15 protein-coding genes are annotated in these 15567 nt (G+C 63.6%); 11 read left to right on the top strand and 4 right to left on the bottom strand.

What is annotated here, in order from left to right; genetic code table 11:
• Positions 1-43: 43 nt before the first annotated feature.
• Entirely contained in the window at positions 44-1018 is a 975-nt protein-coding gene (locus QEH68_RS14380; RefSeq protein ID WP_280628019.1) for a LysR family transcriptional regulator, read from the top strand.
• On the opposite strand, the gene QEH68_RS14375 is transcribed toward QEH68_RS14380, so the two are convergent.
• Positions 993-2051: a nitronate monooxygenase gene (locus QEH68_RS14375; RefSeq protein WP_280623199.1), complete on the bottom strand. Its 1059-nt coding sequence runs from the start codon at positions 2049-2051 to the stop codon at positions 993-995. The genes QEH68_RS14380 and QEH68_RS14375 overlap by 26 nt on opposite strands.
• A 41-nt stretch (positions 2052-2092) precedes the next feature.
• Here QEH68_RS14375 and QEH68_RS14370 point away from each other — a divergent pair, with 41 nt between their 5' ends.
• Positions 2093-3028 (top strand): BadF/BadG/BcrA/BcrD ATPase family protein, encoded by a 936-nt coding sequence (locus QEH68_RS14370; RefSeq protein WP_207594165.1) that lies wholly within the window; start codon positions 2093-2095, stop codon positions 3026-3028.
• Positions 3029-3092: 64 nt separating this feature from the next.
• On the opposite strand, the gene QEH68_RS14365 is transcribed toward QEH68_RS14370, so the two are convergent.
• Positions 3093-4124 (bottom strand): pirin family protein, encoded by a 1032-nt coding sequence (locus QEH68_RS14365; protein ID WP_280623198.1) that lies wholly within the window; start codon positions 4122-4124, stop codon positions 3093-3095.
• 50 nt (positions 4125-4174) lie between these two features.
• On the opposite strand from QEH68_RS14365, the gene QEH68_RS14360 reads away from it, so the two are divergent.
• The 9 genes from QEH68_RS14360 (at position 4175) to QEH68_RS14320 (ending at position 13782) form a co-directional block, all read left to right on the top strand.
• On the top strand, positions 4175-6007 hold the full coding sequence (locus QEH68_RS14360) for a beta-galactosidase (protein WP_280623196.1): 1833 nt from the start codon (positions 4175-4177) through the stop codon (positions 6005-6007).
• Positions 6004-6456 carry an NUDIX hydrolase gene (locus QEH68_RS14355; RefSeq protein WP_280623195.1) on the top strand — a complete coding sequence of 151 codons (453 nt, stop codon included), beginning with the start codon at positions 6004-6006 and terminating at the stop codon, positions 6454-6456. The genes QEH68_RS14360 and QEH68_RS14355 overlap by 4 nt, the downstream gene beginning before the upstream one ends.
• Positions 6457-6680: 224 nt before the next feature.
• On the top strand, positions 6681-7850 hold the full coding sequence (rsgA, locus tag QEH68_RS14350; RefSeq protein ID WP_280623194.1) for a ribosome small subunit-dependent GTPase A: 1170 nt from the start codon (positions 6681-6683) through the stop codon (positions 7848-7850).
• A 154-nt stretch (positions 7851-8004) separates the two neighbouring features.
• Positions 8005-9099 carry an ABC transporter ATP-binding protein gene (locus tag QEH68_RS14345; RefSeq protein ID WP_280623193.1) on the top strand — a complete coding sequence of 365 codons (1095 nt, stop codon included), beginning with the start codon at positions 8005-8007 and terminating at the stop codon, positions 9097-9099.
• Positions 9099-9839 carry an ABC transporter permease gene (locus QEH68_RS14340; protein WP_280623191.1) on the top strand — a complete coding sequence of 247 codons (741 nt, stop codon included), beginning with the start codon at positions 9099-9101 and terminating at the stop codon, positions 9837-9839. The genes QEH68_RS14345 and QEH68_RS14340 overlap by 1 nt, the downstream gene beginning before the upstream one ends.
• A complete protein-coding gene (locus QEH68_RS14335) occupies positions 9836-10579 on the top strand; it encodes an ABC transporter permease (protein ID WP_207594158.1) in 744 nt (247 codons plus the stop codon). Before QEH68_RS14340 ends, QEH68_RS14335 begins: the two co-directional genes overlap by 4 nt.
• Complete coding sequence (locus QEH68_RS14330) at positions 10576-11532, top strand: ABC transporter substrate-binding protein (protein WP_280623190.1); 957 nt, start codon at positions 10576-10578, stop codon at positions 11530-11532. The genes QEH68_RS14335 and QEH68_RS14330 overlap by 4 nt, the downstream gene beginning before the upstream one ends.
• Before the next feature lie 120 nt (positions 11533-11652).
• Complete coding sequence (locus QEH68_RS14325; RefSeq protein WP_207594156.1) at positions 11653-12873, top strand: pyridoxal phosphate-dependent aminotransferase; 1221 nt, start codon at positions 11653-11655, stop codon at positions 12871-12873.
• Positions 12874-12927: 54 nt separating this feature from the next.
• On the top strand, positions 12928-13782 hold the full coding sequence (locus QEH68_RS14320; RefSeq protein WP_280623189.1) for a polyphosphate kinase 2 family protein: 855 nt from the start codon (positions 12928-12930) through the stop codon (positions 13780-13782).
• A 42-nt stretch (positions 13783-13824) separates the two neighbouring features.
• Here the strand turns inward: QEH68_RS14320 and QEH68_RS14315 are convergent, their stop codons facing one another.
• Both QEH68_RS14315 and xseA read right to left on the bottom strand, forming a co-directional pair.
• The gene (locus QEH68_RS14315) at positions 13825-14076 is read right to left on the bottom strand and encodes an exodeoxyribonuclease VII small subunit (protein ID WP_207594154.1); all 252 of its coding nucleotides are present in this window, start codon (positions 14074-14076) and stop codon (positions 13825-13827) included.
• A 42-nt stretch (positions 14077-14118) separates the two neighbouring features.
• Complete coding sequence (gene xseA / locus QEH68_RS14310) at positions 14119-15396, bottom strand: exodeoxyribonuclease VII large subunit (RefSeq protein WP_280623188.1); 1278 nt, start codon at positions 15394-15396, stop codon at positions 14119-14121.
• Positions 15397-15567 lie beyond the last annotated feature (171 nt).

Genomic DNA, 15567 nt, shown 5'->3' with positions numbered 1-15567 from the left:
ACCTTGGCGGCGGGCTGCTGCGGAAGGCGGAAGGGAGAACACCATGGAGCCGGACCACCACCAGCTCATTCAGCTTCTTCCGCTCCTGCCTGTCCTGGCGGAACTTGGCCGCACGGAGCACATGACCGAAACAGCGGAGATCCTGGGCGTTCCACAGTCGACAGTGAGCCGTGCAGTGGCCAGGGCCAGTGCAATCGTAGGAGCGGACCTGCTGATCCGCGACGGCCGCGGCATCCGGCTCACCCCCGAGGCCAGAACACTTCTGCCCTACATCGAAGCAGCGCTGGAGAGTTTCCAGGCCGGCCTGGACAGGGTCAGGCACGAGTCTGACGTGGTGAGGGGCCGAATCGGTGTGTCCTTCCAACACACGTTCGGAGAGGCGACGCTTCCACTGCTCATCAGCGCGTTCCGCGGGCTCCACCCCCATGCGGTGTTCGAACTCTGGCAAGGCCCGCGCGACGATTGCCTGCAGCAGTTGGCCAGCGGCGAGATGGACTTCGCACTGACCGCACCCATTGCGCCCGAAGGCAAAGGCATCCGTTCCCTTCCGCTCTACCGGGAGCCACTCAGGGTGGTCCTGCACTATCGGCACCCCCTTGCCGCGCGGGCCAGCGTGCACCTTTCAGAGCTGCGCCACGACCCCTACATCACGCTTCCAGCCGGAGTTGGCCTGCGGGCACTCGGCGAGGCACTCCTGCGGGAGGCGGGCTTCCGCCCGCGGATCGCCTTTGAAGTCCAGGAATCCACCTCGGCCCGCGGGCTGGTTTCGGCCGGACTGGGGTTCAGCATCCTTCCGCCCGCCGGTCCCGGTTCAGGCACGGGACAGTTCCTGCCCAAAGCCGAACTTGGACTGGTTGAAGTGGCCATCGAATCCGACCTGGCGTTTCGGCAGATCGGCCTCGCCTGGCGGGAGAGAAGCTTCGAACCGGACGCTGTGCGGCTCTTCCGTGAACTGGTGGGCGCCGAGGGCGGAGAGTTGCTCGCGGAACTCGTCAGAGCCCGCTCAGGAACTCCCTGACCACATCCTTCGCTGACCCTTCCCGGGCCCGTTGCCAACCCGTCCCTGCCCAGAGGTTGAGCCGCTGCGGATCGCCGGCCGCGGAGGAGGCCGCCCTGACCGGTGCCGTGAGGTGATGGATGGCAGGGTAGCCCTCCGGTGCGTCCTGATGGTCGCGGACGAAATCGTTGACCAGGGCTCGGGCCATGCGCCCGGTGAAGGCCCGGGTCATGGCGGTTTGTGTGAACACGTGGTCGCCCAAGGCATCCTTGTGCGCCTGCCGGGCACCGCTCTCGTCAGTCCGAACCAGGGCGGTCCCGATTTGGGCCGCTGACGCCCCAGCCGCCAGCACCTCCCGTAGGCCGCGGCCGTCCATGACGGCCCCTGCCGCGATCAGGGGAACTCCGACGGCGGCACGCACCTGGGCGACCAGTTCCGCCGTCGTCCGGGCTGCGGGGGTTCCGGCGCCCGGGGCTCCCGCTGTTTCCGGAGTGCCCGGCAAGAACGCAGCCGTGTGTCCGCCCGCGGAAGTGTGCTGGACGGCGAGGGCGTCCGGACCCTCTTCGGCGGCAGCCAAGGCCTCAGCGACGCTGGTCACGCTGGAAATGACGGTCGTTCCGGCCTTTTGGAGCGCGGTCACCACCTGTTTGCCAGGAAGACCGAAAGCGAAGCTGACGAACTCCACCGGGTCCGCGAGGAGGGCGTCGATTTTGTCCTGCCAGGCGTCGTCGTCATCAAGGCGCAAGGGAGGCAAGGCCACGCCGTACCGGGCGGCCTCAGGCTCAAGCTCTGCCCGGTAGGCCTCAAGCCTTTCCACTGCCTCCGGGCCGGGAGGGAGCTGGCGTGGGTCGGGTACAAAGACGTTCATGCCGAAGGGAATGCCGAGGGACCTGGCCGCTGCGATCTCGGCGCACATGGCCTCGCCGCTCTTGTAGCCGGCAGCGAGGAAACCCAGACCACCACCCTCGTGAACGGCCCGAGCCAAATCCGGTGTGGAGGTTCCGCCCGCCATGGGGGCAGCAATAAACGGTGTGTTGAACAGGGGATGTGGCATTGACAGTTTCTCCTCCGGGCGCTCCAAGCTAGTCTTTCACGGTGAACAATCTTGACTCTGCCCAGCATTCCCCTGCCCCATCGGAGGCCTTGAGTGGAACGGTCATCGGGCTCGATATCGGCGGCACCAAGACCCGTGGCGTACGGTTCCAAAATGGCGCGCCGGTCCGTGATGAAAGCGCCGGAAGTTCCAACGTGCAAAACGTCAGCAGGGAACAGGCAGCAGCGAACCTCGCCGAACTGTTCGGCAAAATCGGTGGCGGTGAAATTGACGAAGTCTATGCAGGCGCCGGCGGGATCGACACTGAGGAAGACGCGCAAGCGCTCGCGGACCTGATCGCCCCCCATGCGCCCGGGGCCCACATCACCGTGGTTCATGATTCCCGCCTGCTGTTGGCGGCCGGCGGCGCAAGTGCGGGCGTTGCCGTCATTGCCGGTACGGGCTCAGCTGCGTGGGGAAAGAATGACGCCGGGGAAGAGGCCCGGGCGGGTGGCTGGGGCTACCTTCTGGGCGACGAAGGAAGCGGCTATTGGCTGGGGCGTGAAGCTGTCCGACACAGTCTCAGGCGAATGAACCAAGGCCTGGAACCGGATGCGCTCAGCCGTGCGCTGCTGGACTCCTGCGGAGTGGATGAACCGGGAAAGCTGATTGCCATGTTCCACTCACCGGACACCGGCCGCCGCTATTGGGCACAGCAGGCGAGGCTGGTTGTTGAAGCCGCGGACGCCGGAGACGACATCAGCCAAGCGATGGTGGAACAGGCCGGCAGGGACCTCGCTGACCTCGCCCGGCAAGCCGTTCGCCAGCTGGGAATGGATGGTCCGGTAATCCTCGGAAGCGGACTTGGCATGAACGTCCCCCGGCTGCAGGAAGCCTTCAAAGCCAAACTGGCAGAGGACGGGATTGTGGACGTCCGCATCCTGCAACAGGACCCGGTGTTTGGCGTACCCCGTTTGGTGGCCGAGCAGCGGTCCTAGCGGGGGATTTTGTACAGCTGACGTCCCTGGAACGTCTCAGCGAGGGCATCAGCTGTACAAAAACTCAGCCCCGGGTTCTCGGGCGCAGCTTGACTCCGGGGAGCGGTGGAGCGGGTATGCGGCCTGCTTCCGGCCCGGCGTCGGGGCCGTGGCCTTGGACGAAGCCGAAGCGTGAGGCGGCGGCAGCAGCGTCGTCGAGCAATCCCTCCGCCTCCCATTCCTCGCGGGCCTTTTCCACTTCTTCGTGGGTCCGCCCCACAAAGTTCCACCACATCAGCAGGTCTTCGCCGAACGGCTCGCCGCCAAGGAGCATGAAGCGGGTGTCCGGCTTTGCTTCCACAGCAAGGCTGGTCCTGCCGGCACCGAGGTAAGCCAGGGGCCCGGCCTCAATGTCCTGACCGTCAATCACCAGGTGACCGTCCAGGACCAACACGGCGTGCTCGAAGTCCGGTCGCAAAGGGAGGTCCAGGGAGCCCGTGCCCGTGATGTCAACCCCAACAATCGGGCTGAACATGGTGGCAGGGGAGCGGTGGCCGGCAAATTCGCCCACCATGACGGTGGCGGTGAAGCCTTCGCCCACGGCTACCGGCAGGTCCCGGACCTGTTCGAAGGATGGCGCGCGGTGGCGGTGTTCGTCGGGCAGTGCGACCCACAATTGCAGGCCCCGCGACACCGGGAGTTCTTCCACTACGGGGCTCGATCCCGTACCGGTGGTCGCGGGGAGCACGGAGAATTCGGAGTGTGAGATGCCGTGGCCTGCTGTCATGATGTTCAGCTCGCCCGGCCGGACCACCACATCGCTGCCCACGCTGTCACGGTGCCGGACGGCTCCTTCGAGTGGCCACGTCACTGTTTGGAGTCCGCAGTGCGGGTGGGGGAGGACGCTCATGGCCACCCTGTCCGGACCGAAACTGTCCAGGAAACACCACGCTCCCACGGTGGGCAGGCCACGCTGGGGCAGCGTTCGGAGGACGTTCATGGCCCGGACACCGCCCAGGGGGACTTCGCGTTCGGGCCATAACTGAACGCAAGGCCCTTGACCTTCGTGGGCGGCCGGGCAGACTTCCTGAGCCGGAGAAGTATCAAGATTGGTCATGTGTTCATCACCTGTGCATAAATGTTGGAAATTGAGCTAATCTGTTCCGTGTGAACAACGCCCTTTTGAGCTACCACGACGCCATCCTTTACCGTTCGGGTGAACCGTATCGTATCCTCGCCGGAGCCATCCACTACTTTCGGATCCATCCGGATCTCTGGCAGGACCGTCTGCGTCGGCTGAAGGCTATGGGCGCCAATACCGTCGACACCTACGTCGCCTGGAACTTCCACCAGCCTAAGCGCGATCGGGCCCCCGACTTCAGCGGATGGCGTGACCTCGGGAGGTTCATCGACCTCGCTTCGGAAGAGGGACTGGACGTCATCGTCCGCCCCGGTCCCTACATTTGTGCCGAGTGGGACAACGGCGGTTTTCCCGCCTGGCTGACCGGTATCCCCGGCATTGGCCTCCGATGCATGGATCCGGTCTTCACGGCGGCCGTTGAGGAGTGGTTCGACCACCTCCTCCCGGTCGTCGCATCGCGTCAAGCGTCAGCAGGCGGGCCGGTCGTAGCCGTGCAGATCGAGAACGAATACGGCAGCTACGGCGACGACCACGAGTACATCCGTTGGAACCGGCGCGTCCTGGAAGAGCGCGGCATCACGGAGATGCTCTTCACAGCCGACGGCGGCAACGACTACTTCCTCGACGGCGGTTCGATCGAAGGAACGTGGGCGACTGCTACGTTGGGAAGCCGGGGCGACGAAGCCATAGCGACGTGGCAGCGACGCCGGCCCAGCGAGCCGTTTTTTAATGTTGAGTTCTGGGGCGGCTGGTTCGACCACTGGGGCGAACTGCACCACCGACGAGACGCTGATGATGCCGCACGGGAAGCACGCAAGATGCTGGACCTGGGCGGTTCGCTCTGCGCCTATATGGCCCACGGCGGGACCAACTTTGGGCTGACCTCCGGCAGCAACCACGATGGCACCATGCTCCAGCCCACGGTCACCAGCTACGATTCCGACGCGCCCATCGCAGAGAACGGCGCCCTGACACCCAAGTTCCACGCCTTCCGCCGGGAATTCTTCCGCGCCCAAGGCATTCAAGAGCTGCCGGAACTCCCTGCGGAGTTGCTGGCCGACGCCCCGGTACTTCCGGCCCGGTCTCTGACCCTATCCGAGGGGCCCGCGCTGCTCGGTCTGGTCAGGAAAGCAAGCGGAGCCGTCAGCAGCGTCAAGCCGCTGAGCTTCGAGCAGCTTGGACTCGACGCCGGGATGGTCCTCTACGCTGCCGAAGCCATCCTGCCCGGACGAACCGGCGATCCCACCGAGAGCCGGCTAAAGATTACCGGACTGAACGACCGCGCCTACGTGTGGGTAGACGGTGACTTCGTCGGTGTGCTCGACGATGTCACCGGTGCTGAGGGGCTCGTCGTCACCGGCACCGGAGTTCCCGCCAAGCTGGAGATCCTCGTGGAGAACCTGGGCCGCATCAACTACGGCCCATTGACAGGCCACGGCAAAGGCATCCTGGGCGGTGTCCTCATCAACCAGCGGTACACGTTCCATTGGACGCAGACACCGGTGCCCCTGGCCGACTGGAAGCAGGAAGACCTGGAAGGACTGGCCGGAGCCGACTTCGAGATTGGCGAACCGGCCGACACCTACCTCGCCCTGCCTGATTCCGGGAAGGGCTTCGTCTGGCTCAACGGCTTCCTGCTCGGCAGGTACTGGGAGAAGGGGCCACAAGTGACCCTCTACGCGCCCGCTCCGTTGCTGAGGCCCGGCAAAAACAGCATCAAGGTGCTGGAGCTTGGGAAGCCGGGGACCGTCGTCGAACTTCGCGAAATACCTGATCTGGGCCCCGTCGAAGCCGGGCCCATCGCGGCGGCCGAACTTCCCAAAGGGGATCTGGTCCAAGGAATTATGCTGGCTCCATGACCCTGCAGTTCGATACCCGCCCAGCCGCGTACGCCGTTATTGTCCGGGACGGGAAGATCCTGCTGGCCTATTGGAAGCAGGACGGCAAGGAAGGGTGGACGCTGCCAGGCGGAGGCCTGGATCTTGCCGAACACCCCGTTGACGGCTGCAAGCGGGAAGTTTTCGAGGAAACCGGCTACGAAGCGCGTATCGATGGCATGCTGGGGATCGACGTCGGCCACTGGCCCGGCGATATCCGCCCGGATGGTTCGGTGAAGGACTTCCAAGCACTGCGGCTGGTCTACGAGGCCACGGTGGTAGGCGGCGAATTGACCCACGAGGTGGATGGAAGCACCACCCATGCTGCCTGGATCGCCCTTGAAGACATACCCAAACTCAACCGGGTCTCCTTGGTCGACACTGCGCTGCGCCTCTACAGGGAGCGCCCGGCAGACGGGAAACCCAGCTAAATCAGTTTGCCGCAAGGCCTAGCCAAATCCCCGGTTGCTTGGTTACGCTGTACAACGTTGTCGGCTATTCAGTTGCCGGCCAGGATGCCGAGGGGGTGGATTTGATGATTGCAGCGATCTTGCGCGCCCCGCTGCCAGTTGCGGTGCGCCGTCATCAGCCCATCATTCCTGTCCCGGCATCAGCCTGCCAGAGCTAGGTGGCCGGGCCTCAGCAGAGGCTTCCATTGAACACTTTCGCTTCTTCAAGCAACCCCTTAAGCAGTTCCACCCTGCACCTTCGTGGTCCCGTCGACTACGGCTTCACCGAGGAAACTGCCGGACTTTTCCGCGCCAACGCCTCTTCCCACCTCCAACAAAACGCCAGACCGGGCCGCGTGGTCCGCTTGGACAGGAACCGGGTGCTGGTCGCTTCGGACGACGGCCTGCTCCACCTGCCCTATCCATCCCACGGGCTGGTGCCGGCTACCGGAGACTGGGTGTGGCTCGGCCACAACGCAGCGGGTGAGCCCGCCGTCGTCGAGGTTTTGCCTCGTCGTTCGGCGCTGAGCCGCAAGCGTGCCTTCGAAGCCTCTTCCGAGGAGCAGATCCTGGGCAGCAACATCGACATCGTCGCCGTGGTGGTTCCGGTGGACCGCCCTCTGACCCACAACCGCTTGGAACGGACCTTGGTTGCCGCTTGGGATTCCGGCGCCACGCCACTGGTGGTCATCACCAAAGCCGATCTTGCCCGGTTGGCGGACGACGTCGTGGGGGAGGTCATCCTGCAGGCAGCCGGCGTGGATGTCGTGACTACTTCGGCGGAGCAAGGCGACGGCCTGGACGAACTCAGGCAGCACATCCCCGCAGGGGCCACCCTGGTTTTCCTGGGGCCTTCCGGGGCAGGGAAATCAACACTGATCAACGCGCTCGCCGGACGTGAGGTCCAACAGACAGGAGAGGTGCGGGCCGGTGACGGCAAAGGAAAGCACACCACCACGTCCCGGGAGCTGGTGCCGTTGGCCGATGGTGCTGTGCTGATGGACACCCCCGGGGTCCGCGGGTTCGGCCTGTTCGACGCAGACGAGGGGATGGAAGAGATGTTCGGCGACCTTGAAGAACTCTTCGCCGAGTGCCGCTTCGCGGACTGCGCCCACCAGGCCGAGCCGGGATGTGCGGTCCAGGAGGCGCTCGCGGAAGAAACACTCGATCCCCGGCGGTGGGCAAGCTACCTGAAACTGCAACGTGAGCTGGCTGCCCTGGCCAGGAAACATGACGCCGCTGCCCGCCGCGCCTACCAGCGTGAGTGGCATCAAAAGGTGGTGTCGGCAGAAAGGGGACAACGCGCGGCGGAACGGTACAGGCACGACCAAGCTGAGGAGCGGGCCGGGAAAGGCAACAAGCGACGGAAACGCTGAACATTGCCGATTCATTACGGAAAACGTGGCGGCGCTGACATCGCCCGCGGTGCTGGCTAGGCTGGGTGAAGATTGCTTTGCAGCCAAGTAATAAGAGTGCATATGATCGTGTGGCTCTGCCGATGTTCTCGACCACAGATAGGTAAGCCCGGGTATGGCCGAAGCCATGATTGAGTTCCAGAGCGTCACCAAGCAATACCAGGGCGGGCAGCCGGCGGTGGACGCCCTCAGTATGTCCATCGACAAAGGCTCCATCACGGTGTTCGTTGGGCCTTCGGGCTGCGGAAAGACTACATCCCTGCGCATGATCAACCGGATGGTGGAGCCCACCAGCGGGACCATCACTGTGGCGGGCAGGGACGTTTCACAGGTTCCTGCGCCTGAGCTCCGCCGCTCCATGGGCTACGTCATGCAGTCTTCCGGCCTCCTGCCGCACCGCTCCGTCCTGGACAACATCGCCACTGTCCCGCGCCTCAACGGTGTTTCCAAGGCGGATGCGCGGAAGCGCGCGGTGGAACTCCTGGACGTCGTCGGATTGGCTTCGGTCCTCGGCAAGCGGTATCCGTCGCAACTCTCAGGTGGTCAGCAGCAGCGCGTCGGGGTGGCCCGGGCGCTCGCTGCTGATCCGCCCGTCCTGCTGATGGACGAACCCTTCAGCGCGGTGGATCCGGTGGTCCGTGACGAACTGCAACAGGAACTCCTCCGCCTCCAGCGTGAACTGGCCAAGACCATTGTTTTCGTCACGCACGACATCGACGAAGCAACGGTTCTTGGCGATAAGGTTGCGGTCTTCGCCGTTGGAGGGAAACTGGCCCAGTATGCTGCGCCGGAAGAAATCCTGAGGGCACCGGCCAACGATTTCGTGGCCTCCTTCGTGGGGCGCGACCGCGGATTCAGGCACCTGGCTTTCACCGCAGCTGACGCAGTGACCCTGCACCCTGTCGCCATGGTCAGTCCTTCCGACGGTCATCATGCGGGCCGGGCATCGGGGGAGTGGGCCTTGGTGGTCGACGCCGACTCCCGCCCGTTGGGATGGTCCTCGCCGCGCGACGGTGCAGGTTTGATCCCGGGCGGATCGCTGTTCCGCAAGGGAGACACCCTGCGCCGCGCCCTGGACGCGGCGTTGTCGTCGCCGTCGGGTCTTGGCGTGGCAGTAGACGACGACGGCCGCGTGGCCGGAGTCTTGAAGGCGTCGGAAGTCCTGGCACTCATCGAAGAAGTCCGCCACCACAGGGAGGACGCCACCTGATGGAGTGGTTCCTCGACAACAGTGGCATGGTCCTGGGATTGGCGGGCCAGCACATGGTGCTCGCCATCATTCCCATGATCCTGGGCCTGCTGATTTCCATCCCGTTGGCCCAGCTGGCCAGGCGCAACAGCACGCTCAGGTCGATAGTGACCACCGCTACCTCTTTGCTGTACACCATTCCTTCGCTGGCACTTTTCATCATTCTCCCCACCATCCTTGGCACCAGGATCCTGGATCCGCTGAACGTCGTGGTGGCGCTGACCATTTATGCGGTGGCGCTGCTGGTCCGCGCGGCCATTGATGCGTTCGATTCCGTGGACGACGACCTCCGCAATGCTGCCGTTGCCATGGGGTTCAAGCCCTTGGCCCGTTTCTTCCAGGTTGACCTGCCCTTGTCCTTGCCGGTGTTGTTCGCAGGCTTGCGCGTGGTGTCGGTCAGCAACATCTCGTTGGTCAGCGTCGCCGCACTCCTTGGGGTGGGAAACCTCGGAGTTCTGTTCACTGACGGCCTGCAGCGTACCTTCATTACCGTTGTGGTGGTTGGAATCATCGCCATTCTTATCCTGGCTTTGCTGATGGACGCTGTCCTGGTGGTTCTTGAGCGGCTCCTGACTCCGTGGACCCGTGCCGCCGGCGGGAAGACTCCACGGCAGGACGGAACTGCGCTTCTCACCGAACCCAAGTCCGGGCCGGCCACTCCACACGCTGCCCTTCGCCCGGGCCCGGGGGCCTCTGCATGAACATCTTCGCCGAGACCATCGCCTGGCTGACGAGCCCCAAGAACTGGACCGGAAGCGGTGGCATCCCCACCCGCTTGATGGAACACCTGCAATACAGCGGACTCGTTCTCCTGATCGCCGCGGCCATCGCCGTACCCATTGGTCTTTACATCGGGCACACCGGCCGTGGCAGGGTGGTTGCGGTCGCCGTCGCCGGTGCGCTGCGTGCACTCCCGACCCTTGGTTTGCTGGTGCTGTTCGCCTTGCTCGCAGGCAGCGGCTTGATGCCGCCCGTCTGGGCTCTGGTCATTCTCACGGTGCCGCCATTGCTGGCCGGTACGTACGCCGGGATCTCCAGCGTCGATTCCACCGTGGTAGATGCTGCCCGCGCCATGGGCATGACCGAACTTCAGATCCTCTTCCGGGTGGAAGTCCCCAACGGACTGCAGGTGATGTTTGGTGGCATCCGCACCGCGGTCCTGCAAGTCATCGCCACCGTCTCGGTGGTGGCCTACCTGCCTCTGGGCGGACTGGGGCGCTACCTGTTTGACGGCCTCGTCCTGCAGGATTTCCCCCGGATGCTGGGTGGTTCCCTGCTCATTGCCGGGCTCGCCATCGCCGTAGACCTGATCCTGGCCGGGGTACAGCGGCTCGTCATCTCACCAGGCCTGACCCTCGACTCAAGCGGCCGCCAGAAGGCGTCCGACGATCCCACAGCCACAGCTCCCGCCGGGGCTGCCGTTCAAGGAGGTACACCATGAAGAACCCCGTCCCCATGACCCTTACACGCCGTGGTCTCGGCGGCCTCGCAGCCGGACTGGGTGTGGCCCTCGCGTTGAGCGCGTGTGGCGGAAGCCCCTTGGCCACGCCGTCCACCTCGGCACCCAGCGGATCCGCTGCCAGTGGCTCGCTGGTTGTCGGTTCGGCCGACTTCCCCGAGAGCCAGGTCATTGCCGAGATCTACGTTGGCGCGCTCAACGCCGCGGGTCTGACCGCCACCTCCAAGCCGAACATCGGTTCGCGCGAAATCTACTTCAAGGCAGTCCAGGACGGCTCCATCGACCTCGTCCCGGACTACTCCGGCAACCTCCTGTCCTACGTGGACACCGAAGCCAAGGAAGTTTCCGCGGAGGACGTCTACAAAGCGCTCCCGGGCAAGCTTCCGGATGGCCTCGCGGTTTTGGAACCGGCAAAGGCCGAGTCCAAGGACGCCATGGTGGTCACCAAAGCGACTGCGGAGAAGTACCAGTTGAAATCCATCGAGGACCTGGCCAAGGTCTGCAAGGACTTCACCATGGCAGCTCCGGCCACGTTTGAGACGCGCGCCTACGGCTTCCCGGGCCTGAAGGCCAACTACAACTGCGAGCTCAAAGGCCTCCAGCCCTTCAGCGACGGCGGCGGCAACCTGACCCTCCAGGCTCTGCTGGAGGACAAGGTGCAGGTAGCGGACATTTACACCACTACGCCGTCCATCGCAGATAACGACCTCGTGGTCCTGGAAGACCCGAAGAACAACTTCAAGGCCCAGCAGGTACTTCCGCTGGTCAAGGAGGCCAAGATGACGGACAAGGCCAAGGAAGCGCTCAACAACGTCTCCAAGATCCTGTCCACGGATGACCTCATCAACCTGAACCGTGCGGTCAGTGGAGACCAGAAGCAGGCACCCAAGGACGCAGCAGCCGCCTGGCTGAAGGACAAGGGGATCGTCAAGTAACGCCTGACCAGAGCTGCGTACGACGGCGGTGACGGCCCCACGCGGGACCGTCACCGCCGTCGTCGTTTCTGTGAGTTAAGTCTCAGCTGAAGTCCATCACCCGTGTGGCATATTTGAGGGATGGCGAAATTCAAGCAGTCCACCAAGCTTCATAATGTCCTTTACGACATCCGTGGACCGATTCTTCAGGCCGCCCAACAGATGGAGGCAGAGGGTCACAGGATCCTCAAACTGAATATCGGAAACCCGGCTCCCTTCGGTTTTGAAGCGCCCGACGCCATTTTGGTGGACATGATCCGCCACCTGCCCAACGCCCAGGGTTACAGCGATTCGCGCGGGATTTTCTCGGCCCGGACCGCTGTATCGCAGTACTACCAGACCCGTGGCATCCAGAACATCCACGTTGATGACATCTACCTGGGCAACGGCGTCAGCGAGCTCATCACCATGTCCCTCATGGCGCTCCTGGAAGACGGCGATGAGGTCTTGATTCCCACACCGGACTATCCGCTGTGGACTGCTTCCGTTGCTTTGGCCGGCGGGCGACCCGTGCATTACCTCTGCGACGAGGATTCCGGCTGGCAGCCCGATCTTGAGGACATGGAAGCCAAGATCACTCCGCGCACCAAGGGGATTGTGGTCATCAACCCCAACAATCCCACCGGCGCGGTGTACCCGGAAGAAACGCTCAAGAAAATCGTCGCTCTCGCCGAGAAACACGGCCTGGTGCTCTTTGCCGATGAGATCTACGAGAAAATCCTCTACGAGGACGCCGTCCACACCAACCTCGCCGGGCTCACCGGTGACGACGTCCTGTGCCTGACGTTCAGTGGCCTGTCCAAGGCCTACCGGGTCTGTGGATACCGCGCCGGTTGGATGGCTATCTCGGGGCCCAAGAAGGACGCCGCTGACTATCTCGAAGGCATCAACCTCCTGGCCAACATGCGTTTGTGTGCCAACGTTCCCGCGCAACATGCCATCCAAACAGCCCTCGGTGGATACCAGAGCATCAACGACCTCATCCTGCCCGGCGGCAGGCTCCTGGAACAGCGAAACAAGGCCTACGACCTGTTGAACGCCATTCCCGGTGTCAGCACCCAGCAGGCCAGGGGCGCACTGTACCTGTTCCCGAAACTGGACCCCGAGGTCTACCACATCCGGGACGACGAAAAGTTTGTCCTCGATTTGTTGAAGGAACAGAAAATCCTGGTTTCCCACGGCCGGGCTTTTAACTGGGTGCGCCCGGACCACTTCCGGATGGTCACCCTGCCCAACGTCAAAGACATTGAAGAGGCCATTGGCCGCATGGCGGACTTCCTGTCGAGGTACCCGGGCAACTAGCCTGAGGTCCATGGTCGTTCCATGAGGGCGCGGCCCTGCGGAAAGGCACACCCCATGGCTGTTGCAATTGAATTTGCCAAGAGTCCCGCTGAGGTATTGAGGGTCGGGCCCGGGTTCTCGCTGGCCGGCGTGGACCCGGACTCAACCCCCGGGTATCCCGGCGCGAAAGCTGACGGCAAGGCGTTGCTTGAAGCCCAGGACGCGCAGATGGCAGAACTGCAGGAGAAGCTCTTTGCCCAAGGCCGTTTTGGCAGCCCCAAGAGGCTCCTGCTGATCCTGCAGGCGATGGATACCGCCGGCAAGGGTGGCATTGTCAGCCATGTGGTGGGTGCCATGGACGTGCAAGGCGTTCAAGTGTCGGCGTTCAAGGCGCCCACGGACGAGGAAAAGTCGCACGACTTCCTGTGGCGGATCGAGAAACAATCTCCCGCAGCCGGAATGGTGGGGGTTTTTGACCGCTCACACTATGAGGACGTCCTGATCCATCGCGTGCATGGTTGGGCGGACGATTCGGAGTTGGAACGCCGTTACGCAGCCATTAACGACTTCGAAGCTCGCCTCGCAGACCAGGGCACCACCATCGTCAAAGTCATGCTCAATATCAGCAAGGACGAGCAGAAAGAACGGCTTGTCGCCCGCTTGGACGATCCCAGCAAACACTGGAAGTACAGCAGCGGCGACCTTGCTGAACGTGCGTTCTGGGACGACTATATGGACGCCTACGGTGTTGCTTTCGAGAAAACGTCAACAGATACAGCACCCTGGCACGTGGTTCCGGCGAACAAGAAGTGGTACGCGCGCATCGCAGTGCAACAGCTGCTGCTGGATGCCCTTGAAGGACTCCAGTTGGACTGGCCCAAGGCCGAGTTCGACGTCGCTGCGGAACGCGCTTTGGTGGTGGCTTCCTAGGAATCCGCACCCTGGGCTGCTCGATGCGGTCCTGCTTGGGCGTTACTGCGCGGCAGCACCGGCGTCGTTGCTTGCGTCCCGGGCGGTAGCCAGGCGTTTGCGGGCGCCCTCCAGCCAGTCCTCGCAGCGTTTGGCCAGTGCTTCGCCCCGTTCCCACAGGGCCAAGGATTCTTCCAGGCTGGCACCCCCTGCCTCCAAGCGGCTGACGACGCCCATGAGTTGCTCCCGGGCTTCCTCGTAGCTCAACGAGTCGAGGGATTCCGGTGAAGCTGCGGATGAGTTGTTCTCGGTCATGATGTCCTTTTGTGTTCGGTAATGATGATGGTGACCGGTTCATCAACGGTCCACTATGTGTCCTTGGCCCGTGGAAACTGCCCTGAAGCGACCTTCGGCTACTCGAATCGCCAGTGCGGTTCCGTCGGGGGCTTCCTCTGGACTGCTCACCACTGTGTGCCCGGCCTGGTCCTCACCAACAATCTGGACCACGGCGTAGCCGCGGTCCAGTGTTTTTTGCGGAGACAGGGCCCTGACCTGTGCGCGCAAGTGGTGGACCTGGTCCAGGGCCCGGACGACGGCCGTGTTGACTGCCGAATGGGAGCGCCGTTGCAGCCGGTGGATGTCATCGGCCCGGGCGTCCACCATGGAAGCCGGCGTCGCCAGGACCGGCCGTGACTTCAAGGCATGGAGGCGGTCCGTCTCCCGGTCCACCATCCTGCCGATGCTTCTGCGGAGGTGGTCCCTGGCCTGACGGACCATGGCCAGTTCCTCGGCTACGTCAGGAACTATCCGCTTGGCGGCATCGGTGGGCGTTGACGCGCGAAGGTCCGCCACGTCGTCAAGGATGGGTCGGTCGGCTTCGTGCCCGATCGCACTGACAACCGAAGTGGTGGCGGCAGATACTGCGCGGATGAGGTCCTCGTTGCTGAACGGGAGGAGGTCTTCCAACGCCCCACCGCCGCGTGCCATGACAATGACGTCTACCTGAGGGTCTGCGTCGAGCTTCTTCAATGCTGCGATGATCTGAGAGACAGCGGTGTTGCCTTGGACAGCGACTTCGTGGACGTCGAACTCAACCGCCGGCCAGCGCAATGCAGCATTACGCAGGACGTCTTTCTTGGCGTCCGAGTCCCGGCCGGTGATGAGGCCGATGCGGTGGGGGAGCAGCGGCAGCTTGCGTTTCCGGGAGTCAGCGAACAGGCCTTCGGCCGCGAGGGCTTGCCTCAGCCGTTCAATCCGCGCCAGCAGGTCACCGAGGCCCACCGGACGGATGTCCTTGACGGACATGTTCAGGCGCCCTGTTTTGACCCAGAAATCCGCCTTGACCAGGGCAACCACGCGGGATCCGCGTTCAAGGGGTATTTTTTGACGGTCCAACACCGTGGACCACACCGACGCCGGCAGGGAAATCTCGGCGTCAACATCACGCAGTGTCAGGAAGGCGTTGCCGCCCCGGCGGTTCAGCTCAATAACCTGGCCTTCGATCCACGCCGCCGGCGCACGCTCGATGTGGGCTTTCAGCTTGCGGGACAGCAGTTGGAGCGGCCAGGGGTTATCGGGGCTGGTTTCGGCCGCCGTCCCGGGCAGTGTTGATTCCGGAGTCGCTTCAGCGGACATGGGCGGTCCGTGCCTGTTCCAGTCTCCGTGATTGCTGCTGCATGATGTGTCCTCGCTCCGGGATGCGGCCTTGGTTGCCGGCCGCCTTCCAACTCTATCCATAGCTTCCATGCCGACCCTGACATTTTTCCTCTCATGTGGACAGACCTAGGATGGTGGCACAGCCCACGA

It is taken from the genome of Paenarthrobacter sp. OM7 (genome assembly GCF_029873575.1).
Lineage (GTDB): Bacteria > Actinomycetota > Actinomycetes > Actinomycetales > Micrococcaceae > Arthrobacter.
The sequence above is the reverse complement of the archived record's forward strand: the minus strand, read 5'-3'. Positions and strand labels throughout refer to the sequence as shown.

What these genes read in the sequence shown, in the direction of transcription:
- QEH68_RS14380 (WP_280628019.1), top strand. Translation starts at nt 44, where the DNA reads ATGGAGCCGGACCACCACCAGCTCATTCAGCTTCTTCCGCTCCTGCCT.
- xseA (WP_280623188.1), bottom strand. Translation starts at nt 15,396, where the DNA reads ATGTCCGCTGAAGCGACTCCGGAATCAACACTGCCCGGGACGGCGGCC.
- QEH68_RS14345 (WP_280623193.1), top strand. Translation starts at nt 8,005, where the DNA reads ATGGCCGAAGCCATGATTGAGTTCCAGAGCGTCACCAAGCAATACCAG.
- QEH68_RS14315 (WP_207594154.1), bottom strand. Translation starts at nt 14,076, where the DNA reads ATGACCGAGAACAACTCATCCGCAGCTTCACCGGAATCCCTCGACTCG.
- QEH68_RS14340 (WP_280623191.1), top strand. Translation starts at nt 9,099, where the DNA reads ATGGAGTGGTTCCTCGACAACAGTGGCATGGTCCTGGGATTGGCGGGC.
- QEH68_RS14325 (WP_207594156.1), top strand. Translation starts at nt 11,653, where the DNA reads ATGGCGAAATTCAAGCAGTCCACCAAGCTTCATAATGTCCTTTACGAC.
- QEH68_RS14320 (WP_280623189.1), top strand. Translation starts at nt 12,928, where the DNA reads ATGGCTGTTGCAATTGAATTTGCCAAGAGTCCCGCTGAGGTATTGAGG.
- QEH68_RS14375 (WP_280623199.1), bottom strand. Translation starts at nt 2,051, where the DNA reads ATGCCACATCCCCTGTTCAACACACCGTTTATTGCTGCCCCCATGGCG.
- QEH68_RS14355 (WP_280623195.1), top strand. Translation starts at nt 6,004, where the DNA reads ATGACCCTGCAGTTCGATACCCGCCCAGCCGCGTACGCCGTTATTGTC.
- QEH68_RS14335 (WP_207594158.1), top strand. Translation starts at nt 9,836, where the DNA reads ATGAACATCTTCGCCGAGACCATCGCCTGGCTGACGAGCCCCAAGAAC.
- QEH68_RS14365 (WP_280623198.1), bottom strand. Translation starts at nt 4,124, where the DNA reads ATGACCAATCTTGATACTTCTCCGGCTCAGGAAGTCTGCCCGGCCGCC.
- QEH68_RS14330 (WP_280623190.1), top strand. Translation starts at nt 10,576, where the DNA reads ATGAAGAACCCCGTCCCCATGACCCTTACACGCCGTGGTCTCGGCGGC.